At 42.4% G+C, this 15,506-nt stretch carries 10 protein-coding genes; 5 read left to right on the top strand and 5 right to left on the bottom strand.

The genetic code is table 11. The annotated features are described in order from the left end of the window. Positions 1 to 296 precede the first annotated feature (296 nt). The 3 genes from fadI to C7Y69_RS03965 all read left to right on the top strand — a co-directional run bounded on the left by fadI (position 297) and on the right by C7Y69_RS03965 (position 4,161). Entirely contained in the window at positions 297 to 1,607 is a 1,311-nt protein-coding gene (fadI, locus tag C7Y69_RS03975; RefSeq protein ID WP_013784923.1) for an acetyl-CoA C-acyltransferase FadI, read from the top strand. 19 nt (positions 1,608 to 1,626) lie between these two features. After that, entirely contained in the window at positions 1,627 to 3,765 is a 2,139-nt protein-coding gene (fadJ, locus tag C7Y69_RS03970) for a fatty acid oxidation complex subunit alpha FadJ (protein WP_126871892.1), read from the top strand. A 198-nt stretch (positions 3,766 to 3,963) separates the two neighbouring features. Beyond that, positions 3,964 to 4,161: a hypothetical protein gene (locus C7Y69_RS03965; RefSeq protein WP_126871891.1), complete on the top strand. Its 198-nt coding sequence runs from the start codon at positions 3,964 to 3,966 to the stop codon at positions 4,159 to 4,161. Positions 4,162 to 4,366: 205 nt separating this feature from the next. On the opposite strand, the gene C7Y69_RS21500 is transcribed toward C7Y69_RS03965, so the two are convergent. From C7Y69_RS21500 to C7Y69_RS03955, 3 genes are all read right to left on the bottom strand, one after another. Continuing rightward, positions 4,367 to 4,531: a hypothetical protein gene (locus tag C7Y69_RS21500; protein WP_167542083.1), complete on the bottom strand. Its 165-nt coding sequence runs from the start codon at positions 4,529 to 4,531 to the stop codon at positions 4,367 to 4,369. Positions 4,532 to 4,723: 192 nt separating this feature from the next. Continuing rightward, positions 4,724 to 9,268, bottom strand: a complete 4,545-nt coding sequence (locus C7Y69_RS03960) for an EAL domain-containing protein (protein ID WP_126871890.1) — start codon at positions 9,266 to 9,268, stop codon at positions 4,724 to 4,726. Between the two features lie 156 nt (positions 9,269 to 9,424). Continuing rightward, on the bottom strand, positions 9,425 to 12,172 hold the full coding sequence (locus C7Y69_RS03955) for an insulinase family protein (RefSeq protein WP_126871889.1): 2,748 nt from the start codon (positions 12,170 to 12,172) through the stop codon (positions 9,425 to 9,427). 169 nt (positions 12,173 to 12,341) lie between these two features. On the opposite strand from C7Y69_RS03955, the gene sixA reads away from it, so the two are divergent. Together sixA and C7Y69_RS03945 are read left to right on the top strand one after the other, a co-directional pair. Then, the gene (gene sixA / locus C7Y69_RS03950; protein WP_231518498.1) at positions 12,342 to 12,854 is read left to right on the top strand and encodes a phosphohistidine phosphatase SixA; all 513 of its coding nucleotides are present in this window, start codon (positions 12,342 to 12,344) and stop codon (positions 12,852 to 12,854) included. A 165-nt stretch (positions 12,855 to 13,019) separates the two neighbouring features. Then, positions 13,020 to 13,208 carry a hypothetical protein gene (locus C7Y69_RS03945; protein ID WP_057793023.1) on the top strand — a complete coding sequence of 63 codons (189 nt, stop codon included), beginning with the start codon at positions 13,020 to 13,022 and terminating at the stop codon, positions 13,206 to 13,208. Here the strand turns inward: C7Y69_RS03945 and C7Y69_RS03940 are convergent. Together C7Y69_RS03940 and C7Y69_RS03935 are read right to left on the bottom strand one after the other, a co-directional pair. Next, a complete protein-coding gene (locus C7Y69_RS03940; protein WP_057793021.1) occupies positions 13,205 to 14,497 on the bottom strand; it encodes an HlyC/CorC family transporter in 1,293 nt (430 codons plus the stop codon). The genes C7Y69_RS03945 and C7Y69_RS03940 overlap by 4 nt on opposite strands. A gap of 128 nt (positions 14,498 to 14,625) precedes the next feature. After that, complete coding sequence (locus tag C7Y69_RS03935; protein WP_063458300.1) at positions 14,626 to 15,417, bottom strand: inner membrane protein YpjD; 792 nt, start codon at positions 15,415 to 15,417, stop codon at positions 14,626 to 14,628. Positions 15,418 to 15,506 lie beyond the last annotated feature (89 nt).

Here is a 15,506-nt window from a genome sequence, read left to right as displayed (position 1 = left end):
ATTCCGTTGAAATTCTAGTTATCAGGAAAAGTAAACCAATTAACTCGCCCAAATGTATGTTACGAGTAGATAAATTGGCATAAAACAGACTATGTTTTTCTTATATGGTTCCCTTGTCGTCTAGTTCAAGTCGTTAAAAACATCTAATTTTCAGATAGGCGACGATTATTCGACACAAATAGGCTGAAAACTGTCCGTGAACGTTGATAATTTGCTATTTTGTTCATTGTTTGTAAAAATTGGGTTTATTACAGGTCAGACCACTTATTTCCCGTGGTCCTTAATTTAGGTGCATTATGTCAACAAGACAATCTGTTACTACCCGCGAGGGTGATCGTATCGCCATTGTGGCGGGGTTACGTACTCCGTTTGCAAAAATGGCGACATACTTCCACGGTGTTCCCGCTGTCGATTTAGGTAAAATGGTCGTAAACGAACTGCTCGTTCGCCATGGCATTCAAAAAGAATGGGTTGATCAGGTTGTCTATGGTCAGGTTGTTCAAATGCCTGAAGCGCCGAATATCGCCCGTGAAATCGTATTGGGTACTGGTATGAATGTGCATACTGATGCTTACAGCGTCTCTCGTGCATGTGCAACCAGCTTCCAGTCTACCGTTAATATTGCCGAAAGTATGATGGCTGGCCACGTTCAGGTAGGTATTGCTGGTGGTGCGGACTCTACGTCTGTATCGCCAATTGGTGTATCTAAAAACCTAGCACGCGCATTGGTCGATCTTCAAAAAACTAAAACTTTGGGTCAGAAGTTTAATATCTTTAAGCGTTTAGGCCTTAAAGATTTAGCGCCTGTGCCGCCAGCGGTTGCAGAATACTCAACAGGTTTGTCTATGGGACAAACGGCTGAGCAAATGGCGAAATCCCACCATATCTCACGTGAAGAACAAGACGCACTTGCGCATCGTTCACACAGTTTTGCCGCGCAAAGCTGGGAAGAGGGTAAGTTAGACAGTGAAGTAATGACCGCTTACGCAGAACCGTATAAAGGCGCGTTATCTCGCGATAACAACGTACGTTTCGATTCTAAGCTTGAAGGCTATGCCAAACTTCGCCCTGTTTTTGATAAAAAATACGGTACAGTAACGGCAGCGAACGCTACTCCGCTAACTGATGGTGCTTCAGCCGTTATTATGATGACGGAAAGCCGTGCTAAAGAATTGGGTTATAAGCCATTAGGTTACCTTAAGAGTTATGCCTTCTCAGCCATTGATGTATGGGAAGACATGCTGATGGGGCCATCTTACGCCACGCCAATTGCGCTAGATCGCGCAGGCATGACATTAAACGATATTACGCTTATCGAAATGCATGAAGCTTTTGCCGCACAGACACTTTCGAACGTAAAAATGTTCGCCAGCGATAAATTTGCCCAAGAAAAACTTGGTCGTGCAAAAGCTACCGGTGAAATCGACATGGACAAATTTAACGTTATGGGAAGTTCTATTGCTTACGGTCACCCGTTTGCGGCAACAGGCACGCGAATGATTACCCAAATGCTTAACGAACTTAACCGTCGCGGTGGTGGTACTGGTCTACTAACCGCTTGTGCAGCGGGTGGTTTAGGTGCAGCTATGATTGTGGAGACAGAATAATATGAGTCAGGACACAACAATGACAAATGACGTTCAAGCAACATCTGGTGCCTTTACGTTAACCAAGCAAGACAATGGCGTTGCCATACTCACCATGGATGTACCTGGTGAGTCTATGAATACGCTAAAAGCCGCTTTTGGCGATGAAATATCTGCCATGCTGGATGACATTGATGCTGATACCAGTATTAAAGGTGTAGTGCTGGTAAGTGGTAAAGCAAATTCGTTTGTAGCCGGTGCCGATATAAGTATGTTGGCAGCGTGTAATACTGCAGAAGATGCCACCACCATCGCGGCTGGCGGCCAAGCTATTTTTGACCGTATTGAACGCATGAAAGCAACTTTTGTTGCAGCCATAAATGGCCCAGCATTGGGCGGTGGTCTAGAGCTTGCCCTAGCATGTCACTATCGAATTTGTACCGATTCACCGAGCACTCAGGTAGGTTTGCCTGAAGTTCAACTTGGTCTATTGCCAGGTAGTGGTGGAACGCAGCGATTACCTCGTTTGATTGGTATACAGCAAGCCATGAAAATGATGCTTACTGGTGCGCCAGCGCGCGCCAAGCAAGCTAAAAAGTACGGCATTGTTGATGATGTAGTACCGCATAGCGTGTTACTAAAAGTGGCAGAGCAGTTCGCCCTTAAGCGTAAGCCTGAGCGTGAAGCGCCGCAAAAAAGCGTAATGGACAAAATGCTTGAAAATACCGGCCCAGGCCGCGGTATGATGTTCAAAAAGGCCCGCGAAGCAACGTTTGCTAAAACCAAAGGTAACTATCCAGCGCCAGGTTACATCATTGATGTCATCGAAACTGGCATGCGTGATGGCATTGAAGCGGGCCTTAAAGCCGAAGCTGAAGCATTCGGAAAGTTGGTGATGACACCAGAATCTTTTCAATTGCGTCAGATTTTCTTCGCGACTACCGATATGAAGAAAGAAAACGGTATTGAAGGCGTAGCGCCAGAGAAGATGAAAAAGGTTGGCGTACTCGGCGGCGGATTAATGGGCGGCGGTATCGCGTTTGTAACCTCTACTAAAGCTGGCGTGCCTGTTCGTATTAAAGATGTTCGCCCTGAAGGCATTGCTAACGCGATGAAATACAGCTACGACATTTTAAATAAGAAAGTGAAGAAGCGCTTCATGCGTAGTAGCGAAATGCAAAAGCAGCTGTCGCTTATCACTGGCACCTTAGATTATAGCGGCTACCAAGATACCGACATTGTGGTTGAAGCGGTATTTGAAGATTTAGATCTTAAGCAAAAAATGGTCGCGGATATTGAAGAAAACTGCAAAGAGAACACCATCTTTGCCTCTAACACTTCTTCTATTCCAATTACCCAAATTGCTGCCAAAGCAGCTCGTCCTCAAAACGTGATTGGTCTTCATTACTTTTCACCTGTAGATAAAATGCCATTAGCCGAAGTTATCGCTCATGAAACTACGTCGGATCAGGTTATTTCATCTACCGTCGAGTTTGCGAAAAAGCAGGGCAAAACACCCGTCGTTGTTAAAGACGGCGCAGGCTTTTATGTTAACCGTATTTTAGCCCCTTACATGAATGAAGCGGCAAGCTTAATTCTTGCTGGTGAGCCTATTGAGCACATTGATAAGTCCCTAGTTAAGTTTGGCTTCCCAGTTGGACCTGTGAAGTTACTTGATGAGGTAGGCATTGATGTTGGTACTAAGATCATTCCTTTCCTTGTAGAGGCCTTTGGAGAGCGTTTTACGGCGCCTTCAGCTTTCGATAAAGTACTGGCTGATGGTCGTAAAGGTAAAAAGAACCAAAAAGGTTTTTACAGCTATGAAGGTAAGAAGCCAGGTAAAGAAGTAGATGAAAGTATCTACTCGTTATTGGGCTTAACACCGTCAACGAAATTAAGTGAAAAAGAAGTGGCTGAACGCTGCGTTCTTATGATGCTTAATGAAGCCGCTCGTTGTCTAGACGAGAGTGTTATTCGCAATGCCCGTGATGGCGACATTGGTGCTATCTTTGGTATCGGATTCCCACCTTTCCTAGGCGGACCTTTCCGTTATATGGACACACTGGGAATTAAGCATGTTGTTGAGCGTTTGAATCATTACGCTAGCACTGTGGGTGACAAATTCGCACCTGCAGATGTATTGGTGAAAATGGCTGAAGATAATAGCACCTTTTACTAACATGTAAGCTACAGATAAAAAGCCGGGAGCCTGAAATGAAGGTTCCCGGCTTTTTTGTGTGTAATAAGTAATTTTGCTGGTTTGCTAGTCAATTATCAGTACAATTCTGCGGCTTAAAAAAATACCAGTCAAAATATTGGCGTTATATTTAAAAGATTTTTTTATTTCCCTTAAGAGTGAGCTAAGTAGGAGAGTGTCTTGTTTGTTTTAATATCGATAAGCCTGTTAAGCAGTGCTTTCTTTTATGTAGAGGCTGTAAAGTGGGGAATGAATGCCAAATATTGGGCAGTGCTTGCTTTAGTGATAGGGCCTTTTGTATTCCCTATGTTTGGTATTGCCAGACATATACATTGGCGCAGAGCGGTAGGATTTAATAATTTGATGGTAGAAGCTTAAACGGCTACGGATTGGCTAGAGAGCGGTTAGAGAACGATTAGATAAAGACTAAAGAAAGACAATAGAACGGCTATAGAAGCCCTGTTGTGGTTAAAGGGGTTAACCCTCTCTATTTCTCATTGAGGCTATACATTTAGTGCACAGCTAAATTGCAGGCATAAAAAAAGAGAGTCTATACTCTCTTTTTTGGAATTCTTGAAGGCTATTATAAGCCTACACCGTAGCCATTGCCGGTTTTAGGGCGGTAGCTTTGAGGTTGAGTAACAGACTCTTTTTGCTGCTCAGGGGCTTGGTTAGCGCCTTCTTGCTTATCAGCAGCAACAGGGGTAGCGGTAGATAGTACTAATGCAACAGCATACTCTTTTAACATTTTAATATTCCTCTGATTTTTTTATTTTAAGAACGAACAAACAAAACCGATAGAAAGGATGTTTACCGGTTACAGAAGATATTGCGAGAGATGTGCCAACTTTTTAAGTTGTTGATGTGTAGTGATTTAATTTGTTTTCGGTGCATTTTTTGACACTTGAATTAGTCAAAAGTAGTAAGCGCCAAAAAATAGTCAGATATTTGAATGGCCAAGCAGGTTGTGAAGTTTTTGATTTTCAGTCAGTAATTTTTCAAATCGCTCTGCGTTAAGGGGGCGACTGTATAAAAAGCCTTGCAACATCTCGCAATCATAGCGGCGCAAGATATTTAATTGCTCTTCTTCCTCAACCCCTTCAGCCACTACTTTTAAGCCTAGGTTGTGGGCGATATTAATTATTGCTGCTGCCATATGACGATCTACGCTACTTTTAGCGATATCGTCAATAAAGGCTTTATCTATTTTAAGGGTATTGAGCGGGAATCGCTTTAAATAGGCCAAGGACGAGTACCCAGTACCAAAATCATCAAGGGCAAGGTGTATACCACGCTCTCTCAATCGGCTCATCATCCGAAGACCATTTTCAGGGTCTTCCATTAAGGTCCCTTCGGTAATTTCACATTCTAAGTGCAGTGGAGAAAGGCCTACTTCGCTTAAAATGCGGTTAATTCTGTCGTCTAAATCTGGAAGTTCGAATTGTTTAACAGAGATATTTACGGCTACTCGGCCAGTAAATAAGCCTTGAGAGACCCAGCGTTTGGTATCTATACAGGCTTTACGTAATACTTGTTCACCAATTTCGATGATCTGACCTGTTTGCTCAGCTAGGGGAATAAATTGCCCAGGACTCACTATGCCTTTCTGCGGGTGTTCAAAGCGCACTAACGCTTCCATACTCACCAGTTTGCCAGAGGCGATATCAACTTTCGGTTGGTAGTAAACCGTAAATAAGTCGTCTTTAATACCTTGGCGAATTAAGTTTTCGATTTGTAACTGACGAACCGCATTTTGGTTCATTTCACCGCTGAAGAATTGATAGCTATTACCACCATTATTTTTTGCAAAGTACATGGCTGTGTCGGCATTTTTTAGCATTTCTTGTGGCGTATTGCCATCGTCAGGGAAGAAGGCTATCCCTAAGCTTGCGCCCAACACAAACTCTTGCTTATTGATAATGAAAGGGCGAGCGAGGGTGTCTAGTAAGTTTTGCGCGTAATGGGTGACAGTATGAATATCTGCACTATCTTCCATTAAGACACTGAACTCATCGCCACCAAGACGGTAACAAGTCGCATTTTTACCCGTAATACGTTGTAGGCGTTTGGCAATTTGTTTAATTAAAATGTCGCCAGTTTGGTGGCCTAGCGAGTCATTTATCTTCTTGAAGTTGTCCATGTCCAAACACAGCAACGTGTGAGGCGCGCCTTTACGGACTAAGTTTTGATGACTTGCTTGGTAGAAAGAGCGGTTAGGTAGTTCAGTTAGCGGGTCAATATTAGCCAGCTTAAGTAATTCTTTTTCGGTACTCTTACGTGAGGTGATATCACTAAATACACCCACGAAGTGACTTATCTTTCCGTCGTCATCGTGCACTGCATCTATGTTTAGTTCCATTTCATAACGTTCACCATTAACGCGAACTGATTCTACTTCACCCGACCAATTACCTTTCGTTTTCAGGGTCTTTTTAATCTCTTCTGTAAACGCATCGGGATACAAATGGAAATGTAGGTAGCTTGCAAGGGCTTGTTCTCTAGTTTCACCTGTATAGCTACAGTAAGCGTTATTTACTGAAATAAACTTAAACTGTGTGGTGGTAATAAACACACCCTCAGAAATATTTTCAATTGAACGCTTAAACAGGTTTAGTTGCTCTTCAGCTTCTTTTAGGTGGTTAATATTCTTCAAGGTTCCGGTCATACGAACCGGCTGCTGGTTATGATCCCGTTCAACCACTTTTCCGCGATCGAGTAACCATATCCATTGGTTTTTGAAGGTTTTAGCGCGATAGGCAAGCTCATAGAAGTCACTTTTACCTTCTAAATGGCTACGTAAGGCGTCTCTAACACGGCCTATATCATTAGGATGGATATTCGCATCATAGGCGCCAGTGGTTCTTATATCGTCTTGTGGGAAGTCTAACGTGCCCCAAGTGTTTGCTCGATATACTTGACCACGGTATACATCCCAATCCCATAGCTCGTCGCCAGAACTCCATAAGGTAAGTTTGAGTCGCTCTTCTGATTCACGTATGGAAAGTTGATTAGATTTACGTAATTGGTATTGTCGAATGATAAAGGCCAAAACAATGGTAAGTAACAGTGCATAAAAAACTAATGCGACAGTATGAAGCCAAGGCGGGCGATTAATATAGATTCTTAACTCGCGACTTTTAGACCAATGTTTCCCCGGCTCGATAGCTTGGACTTCAAAAATATAACTGCCAAACGAAATGTTGTTAAATTGAGCAGTTCTGACATTTTCGTTGTAAACCCACAGATTATCCATGCCTTTTAGACGATAGCGGTATGAAACCTCTTTTGGGTAGACAGCGTTAATTAAACCAAACGAAATGCTGAATCTAGTTTCAAAATACTCTAGCATTTTTTCACTGTTGTAAGTGATATTCGCAAGAGATGTCTCTTCAGCAGCTTGCTTATCGATTCCTAGTAAACCAGTGTTAGCTTGATTTGACTCTCCGAAAATACGAAATTCGAATAGCTCAGGTTTGCTTGTCCGGTTTTCAGTTTCAACCGTCGAAACCTGATGTGCCTTAGATATCCTATTGAAGCCTTTGTTGCCGCCAAAATAGATATCCCCATTAGAGGTTGCTAAAACTGCACTCTCCCCTAAAGAATTAAATTCAAGTTGGGCATTCGAAACTTTGGATATTTCACTCAATGTAGATAAATCTATTTGATGCACACCTGCGCTGTCTGCATACCAAATACTGTCGTGGGTACCAATAGATGAAAAGATGAATCCATTTCCATCATCACGAGTTTGTCGCTGTACGACCTGCAGAGTTTTCTTGTCAACTTTAAGCACGCCATCCGAACGGGTGGTTAACCAGAACGCGTCAGGTGTTTCATACACGCCGTAAACGGGTGACGAGAGGCCTTTTTCTTTGCCAATTCTCTCTACTACCGTGTTGCTAGAGAGGGAGTAAATAAGAATGCCATTTTCCTGCCGAAGCCATAGACGATTGTTATTGTCAGTAAATATAGGGAGTAGAATATTTGAGGTGTTATCTACTTCGTGATGCACCGGTAAAGGTAATGCCGAATTTGTAGAGGTGTCTAATGAATACAAACCATTGTCTTCTAGCCAAACCCAAACTCTGTCTTTACCCTTATATATATAGTCAACAAACTGCCCTGGGAAATAACGTTTTAAAAGTTCAAGCTTATTATCTATTCGCTTATAGACACTTAAACCACCTGAACTGGCAACCCAAAAATACCCTTCTTTATCAATTTCAACATCCCAATAGCTAGTGCCAAGAGATATCTCCTCATCGAAAGATAAATAGTCGAAATCACCAGTGACGCGATCAAGCCTCCCAACTCCATCTTGTTGAGAAGCAAAATATATGTCATTGGAAGAATCTTGAGCTAGACCCCATATCGTTGAGTTTTTATCTCCATCTGTGTCTTTAAGTGCACTAGAATGAAAACGTATTTCTGAAAATTCTGAGTGGAATTTGAACGCATTTTGCATAGTGCCCAGCCACAGCGCACCGGATCTATCTTTAGTAATACCGAAAATAATGTTTTGAGTAAGCTTGGTTATATTTTTTTTGTCTGAACTTAAATGGGTAATGTCTGCAGAAGATATATTTTTTGGTGATTCAATATTGGTATTAACGATAAAAAGGCCATTGTCTGAGCTGAACCAAACATGCTCATCAAACTCTATGATAGAGGTGACATTTACGTCGCCATCAAGGTTCATTAACTCTTTACTTATATGCTTGAGTTGGCCGCCATTCGCACTGATAACATATACGCCTTCATTAGTGGCCAACCAATAATTGCCTTCTATTACTGTAATATCATGCAAAGCCCCTGTATCTAGACTGATCCCCCATGGGTTGACCATACCCAAATCAAAAACTTCGTTGGTATTCTTATCTAAAATCTTTGCACCAAGCTCATTTGAACCAAACCAAATTCTAGACGACTCATCAAATATTAACTTGATGGTACTTTCAGCTTTATAGATTTGGGAGATTATCTTAATTTTGTCGTTTTCTTTCTTAGATAAGGAATAGGCATATTTATGGTCCGAAAACAAAATGCTACCGTCAATACCTTCACTAATTGTTGTGATTACATCGAGTTTGATGACAGAGTTTTGTTTGGAAAATGTTTCAAAATCATCGCTTTCGGGTCGGTAACGGGCTAATCCTGAATGAGTCGCAATCCAAAGGATGCCATCAGAATCGACAAATAATTTTTGAATAAATCCACTAGGAAGGGCATGGGGGTCGTTATCTGACGGGTGATACTGATTAATTTCATAACCAGAGTAACGGTTAAGCCCGTTAGGTGTCGCAAGCCATATGTATCCCTTGTCGTCTTCGGCAATGTCGAGGACAACAGTATTGGATAAACCGTCTCGTTTATCTAACTCAGTAAATTGTAAATCAGCAACTTCTATGGCCGCCGCATCGGAGAAAATTACTCCGAGCAGTTGAAGCCATATGACTATAACTGAGTAAGCTAGGGTTGAGCGCACCTACACACCTTTGGCATTACGCCTTATCATTATAATTTATAGTTAGGCTGGCCGCATCCCTAACAGCCAGAATAATAAATATGCCGAAATAACGCGGGCTCTACAAGCGATTTTTAGTTATAGGAGGGTGATGGTTCAATTGTTAACCATCTTTTGCTAGTAATAAGGAATTTGGGATTTAAACTCTGAAATTCCATTTATGGTTCTGTGCTTTGGCGTTTCTAGTTTTTCGTGCTTTCCTTCTGCAAACAGAATCAACTCTCCGCAACGCTCTCGCTTGGCAAGTTGATGGGCGTAACTTTGTATATCTTCAAAACTTAACGCACTGATACACTCAGCAAGCTGTGTATTTCTATTAAAGCTTAAATCTTGAGTACCTAAGCTTATCCATAGTCTTTGCGACTTCATCGACAAATTAAGGTCACGTTCTTCAAGTTGCTTTAATAAGTTCTGTTTGATGGTAGACCAATAAAAACGATAAAACTCGATTTCTTCTAACTGCTGAAACAGAAATACGGTCATGGCATCAAGTAGCGTTTTGGCACTGTTATTAGGGCTTTGCACATAAAATGCCATCCCAGGGTGTTGATTGTGGGGAACATAGCCGGTTCCCACAATGTAGCCCAGCTGCTGTTCTGTTCGAAGCGCATTGAAAAATGGTGCCGCCAACATTTGCTCTAACACCATACAAAGTGCAGTGTCGTGTAGGCCTGCAGTAGGGGCTTGTAAATACAGCACAACAGCCGCATCGTCGTGCTCACAACTGACTTGATGATAAAAAGCTTCGCCAACGGGAAGTTTCGATACCGCGCGAGACAAAGGTGCACCGCTAGTGTTAACACATTTACTATCAATAGTGTGTGCGAATCCCATCGCTTGCTCGCTGGCCCAATTGCCATGCACAAAACTTTCTATGAAATAATCGTCAAATGCAGTGTCACGCACTTTAATCATATCTTCATAGGAAGTGTTGGCTACCGCTTGTAATAACTCCACAGGAGCTTGAGTATTACGTTGTATCAACACACTCAGCCTAGAGAACAAGCGGTTAGTTGGTTTGTTTAACAATGAGTTCTGTAAATTTTGAAGCTGCATTTGTTTGTAATGCTGAAAATTAAACTCTGATGGTTTGAACGATAAGACCGCTTCTAGTAACTGCTCAGCTAACAACATCTGCTGATTGGTAAAGCCTCGGGTATGCAGTGTAAAGCCAGCTTGGTGGCCATAAATTCGATAATGTAGCCCCGCAATTTCGGCGCGGTAATACTTGGCTTGCAAGTAGTCATTTAATGCACTTAACCAAATTCGCTTAGCAGCAACCGCGGTTAAAGAATCAGAAAAGTGCACCATATCAAACGAGACATAAATGTCGCCCTTGGGGCTAAAAAACTGTTGGTCTTGTGCAAACCAAAAGCGCACGCCGTCTTTATCAACCAATTTCGTAGGGTTATCGAATCCTGTTTCTGGTAACACTAACGCGTAGCTTTCCCCTAAATAAGGGTTCGGAGGGGGCAGCGATAATGCTTCAATCGTTATTGGTGACGCAAAGGCGTTCAATTGTTCTTCAGCAATAGGCTGAAAACGGTATCTTGCATTGTAATATGCGCAGCTTCTGTCGGTTTCTACATCCGGAGAGATTACCTTTAATCGAATGTTAAACGGCGTAAAGAACGACAAGGCCTCTTTCATGACTGTGCCGTCGTAGCTACCGATACTCGTGCGAAGCTTTCTTAGTTGCTCCGGAGTGAATAAAAACTGATGCTGAGCAAATTCGCTAACCATCGTTAACGGCTTGACGTTCTCTTCATATTCTAGTGCTAGTGCGGTAAGTTGTGCTTTCTCTTCGAATCGCCATGAATCATTTATAGAAAGCTTAACCAATTCTAAGTAACTAAATAGTGCCATTACCACATGGTGTTGGTTTGCTAACCCAAGCTCTGTTAACTGAAAGCTAATATTGAAGTCTTTGAATTTGTCGCCTTCAATACCCGAACCTGCAATTAGATTTACCGCCCAGTTTTGGCTCTTTAAGTAGGCAAGTAGACTGCCTTCGCCTTCATCGCCAAGTAAATGACTAATATAATTTAGCGGTTTGGTGTCGATATCATTGTGAATGCCTGGTAATGCAAAGGTTACTATCATTCGCCGCGCTGTTTGCAGCGGTTTGATATTAATTTGAATGCCAAGCTGAGAAGAGGAATAAAGCGCAGGCCAAGAATCATTGGCTAACACGCCGGCCTCAAAACTCGAAAAACTCTGTGTTATCAAGGCTTCTAACTGAACAATAGGAACCGGGCTTGAAATACACAAACACATATTGCGACCACAATAATACTGTTTATGTAGGGCTCTTAATGCCTCGCGAAGGCTACTCACTTCATGCTTTGAAAATATATCAGCATTACCAACCGAAAATTTTGAGAAGGGGTGGGCAGGATTACAGGTTTCTTTGTGAATCTGATAAAGCCGGCGTAAGTCGTCTTTAATCTTAAACTGAAACTCTGCATCAATAGACTTTATTTCATTAGTGAGCGCGGTTTCATTTAAAATAGGTCGGCGCAGCATATCGGCAAAGGCCGGAAGGGTTTGCGCTATAGCTGAGCCGTCACACTGATAGTGGTAGTTTGCATATTCAGTGCCGGTCCACGCGTTTATATTACCGCCATGCTGCTCGATGAACCCATTAATACTATTTGGGTTTGGAAAATGTCGACTCCCCATAAAGAGCATATGTTCTAGTAAGTGGGCTAATCCCTGGCAATCATTTGGATCATAAAAATGACCCGCACGAACCGCCATAGAAACATAGGAAGTGCTGGATTGTGGCTCATGGCATAACATAACCCTAAGACCGTTAGGCAAGGTAAGATGGTATGCATTATCAAATTTTTGAACGTTAGTCACATGATCTCATTGTAAAAACTCAAGACAAAATTGTCAGGAAACCACAAACTGCTCACAATCCCTGAAATGAAATAATACAGTTTAATAACCACTATTTAGGTTTTGTGCTATGCGTAATTAAAGCACTCTGTTATCGTAACTGCACTTAAAACATAGTATGCGTAATGTTATGTCAGGTCAAAGTAGCAACGACGACATTTTTTTATTTATCATGCGCCACGGAGAGGCAGAAGCACCGCGTTTGGATGACAAAAGTCGGCAGCTCACTCAAGTTGGTAGACAGCAATCGTCGGCCGCTACGCAGTGGTTGTGTGCGAATTATTGCCCTGATAACGCCGTGGATTTGGCGCTAATCAGCCCTTATCGCAGAACGCGTCAAACCCTTGATATGGTCTCCCTCGATATCGTCGCTGATAAAGTCGAAGTTAATGAAGATATTATTCCCGACGGCTCGGCAGAATTGGTGAGCGATTATTTGTCGGCGCGCATTCACAGTGCTGTGAATTCTAAACAACCCCTCAAACGAATATTGGTGGTTAGCCACATGCCGTTAGTTAGCTATTTGGTTGACGCATTGTGCCAGTCTTACACAACCAGTTTATTCGCTACTGCTTCCATCGCCGTCATCCGTTATTCGCTCAGAACACAAAAAGGCACCTTGGTAACACATTACCAAGGCTGAAGGTTCAAATAGCGATAAAAGGTCGATACACGTGGTGTATCTGGCTTGAATGACAATGGTTACATTAGACTAAAGATTTATTTGTGAATTTTGCTTCAGAAGTTTTGTTTTTGACCGATAATAATTATTGAGAGTGTCAAAGTTTATTCGAAAGCAGGGTGGGGAATGACCAGCAAATCTATTCCTGAACTCCTCAAGCGTTCATTGCAGTCGCATATGGCGGAAGCAGATTTGCGCGAAGACGAGGAGATGCAGGACATTATTACAAAATTGACTACGTTGTCTGACAAGGTTGCGGCTGCAAAAGCGCAAGTGCTTGCCAAACGTGCTCAAAAAGCAGTAGATAAAATCTAGTCTGAAGCGCCAGACTGGGGGGCGTTGAAGTACTCCGGCATAATGCGAACCGTTTTGATCATGTTTTCTGTAATATCGACAATCTCTAACGGGTAACCTGCCAAGCGAACACTCACTTTGTTCTCTGGAATCTCTTCTAAATACTCTAGCAATAGCCCATTCAATGTTTTCGGCCCTTCAGTAGGCAAGTTCCAATCCATTTCTTTATTAAGGTCACGAATATTAGCACTGCCGTCTACCAATACAGAGCCATCCTGCTGAACGTGTGCTTCTTTACTGTGATCAGGCACCATGCTGGTGGTGAAGTCACCGATGATTTCTTCAAGAATATCCTCTAATGTAACCAAGCCCATAATATCGCCATACTCGTCGACAACGAGCGCGATACGTTCTTTTTCTGCTTGGAACTTATACATCAACGTATGTAATGGCGTAGATTCTGGCGTGTAGTATATTTCTCTTACCGCACGAAGCAGACTCGATTTCGTGAACTGGTCTTTCGACAACAAGCGAAGGGCGTCGCGCACATGTACAAACCCTACCGCATCATCAATGCTATCGCGATAAAGCAGTACGCGGGTATGCTGAGCGTGGGTAAGATGCTTCTGAATTCGCTTCCATTCGTCGTTAATATCTATGGCAACAATTTCAGCTCTTGGCACCATAATATCTTCCGCTGTTACGCTCTCTAAATCCAAAATACTCACCAACATATCTTGGTGTTTTTTGGGAATAAGGCTTCCGGCTTCATAAACAACGGTGCGTAATTCTTCGCGACTTAAAGAGTCGTCATTGCCGTCTGCGGGGCTAATTTTGAGCAGCGCTAAAATGCCATTGGTGATGCCATTGATAAAAGCCACGAACGGATAAAGTATCGTCAACAAGGGTAATAGTATTACCGAACTTGGGAAGGCCACTTTTTCTGGGTAAAGCGCAGCTAATGTTTTCGGGGTAACTTCAGCAAAAATAAGCAAAATTAAAGTTAAGCCAAAGGTGGCTGCAAATAAGCCCCAATAATCGCCAAACAAGCGAATACAAATAATTGTCGCTAATGATGAAGCGGCAATATTAACAAGGTTGTTCCCTATTAAGATAAGACCTATAAGTCTATCAGGGCGGTCGAGAAGTTTTTGAACCCGTTGGGCAGATTTATTGCCTTCGTTTTGCAGGTGCTTAAGGCGATATCGGTTTATCGACATCATGCCTGTTTCAGAACTAGAGAAATACGCAGAAAGTAATATGAGTACGCCGAGCGCGATAAACAGCGTACTCGTAGATATGTCGTCCAACTATTGGGTTCCTATCATTTATTGATGTTCAAATACTGTAATTTGAAATTGGGTCTACATGTGCAATATACGCAGCATACGCAAGGTGTGCACGTAAATTTGACTAATTCATTTGGATTAATGGCGATTTATAGCAATATTTCTCGAACTAATTTACTACCGAAGTACGCAAGTGACAGTAAAATAACACCGAGTACTGTCATGAATATCACTTGTTTTCCGCGCCATCCTCGAAGCTTCTGACCTACCAATAATATTAAGTACACCACTAACGCGGCACTTGATAGCGCCGTTTTATGCGCATACGTTTTATTAAACATATCATCTAAGAAAACAAACCCGCTAAGAAGTGACACAGATAGCAAGCACGTTCCTGCCAGCAAAAGCTTAAACAATATGCCTTCTACTAACATCAAAGGTGGCAAAGATGAATGTAACAGCGTTGCGCCTTTTTGTTTCAATCGATAGGTAATGTATGACATCTGCAAGGCATAAAGAAAGGCAATAACCAGTGTGCAATAAGCAAACAAAGATAAGCTGATATGCACCACTAGCCCTGGTTGTAACTCTATATGCATAATATAAGACACGGGAATAAATAGCGAGGCCAGCACCGATAAGCTAGCAAACCCAAATACTACCGGAAGCAAAATAAGGTTGGGAATAGCGCGAGCAAATATCAGCATGGCGGTGGTGATTATCCAAGCTACTAATGAAAGCACGTTGGTGATACTCATGTCTTGGCCAGGCGCTACTATAATAACGTTAAGCAAAAACGCAATGTGCGCAACAACACCTAAGCTAGCAATGCCTAAGCCTAAGCGTTTGTTCGGGCCTTCTTGGTGTACAAACTTGCCAAGTAAAACAATGGCGGCCATAGCGTAAAGCGCAGCGGCGGCAATGGCGAAAGCGGTGTTCATGATGTTTCCTGTAAAAAATGGTGTTTATCACCAATACTGGCGGTATTGATACTGGAAGTTGGGCTTAAATTCAACCGTCTCCTTGTTTT

Origin of the sequence: Alteromonas sp. KS69, from assembly GCF_003989595.1 — a bacterium.
Taxonomy (GTDB): domain Bacteria; phylum Pseudomonadota; class Gammaproteobacteria; order Enterobacterales; family Alteromonadaceae; genus Alteromonas; species Alteromonas naphthalenivorans.
Note: the sequence above shows the minus strand (reverse complement) of the source record. Positions and strands in the feature narration are given on the sequence as shown.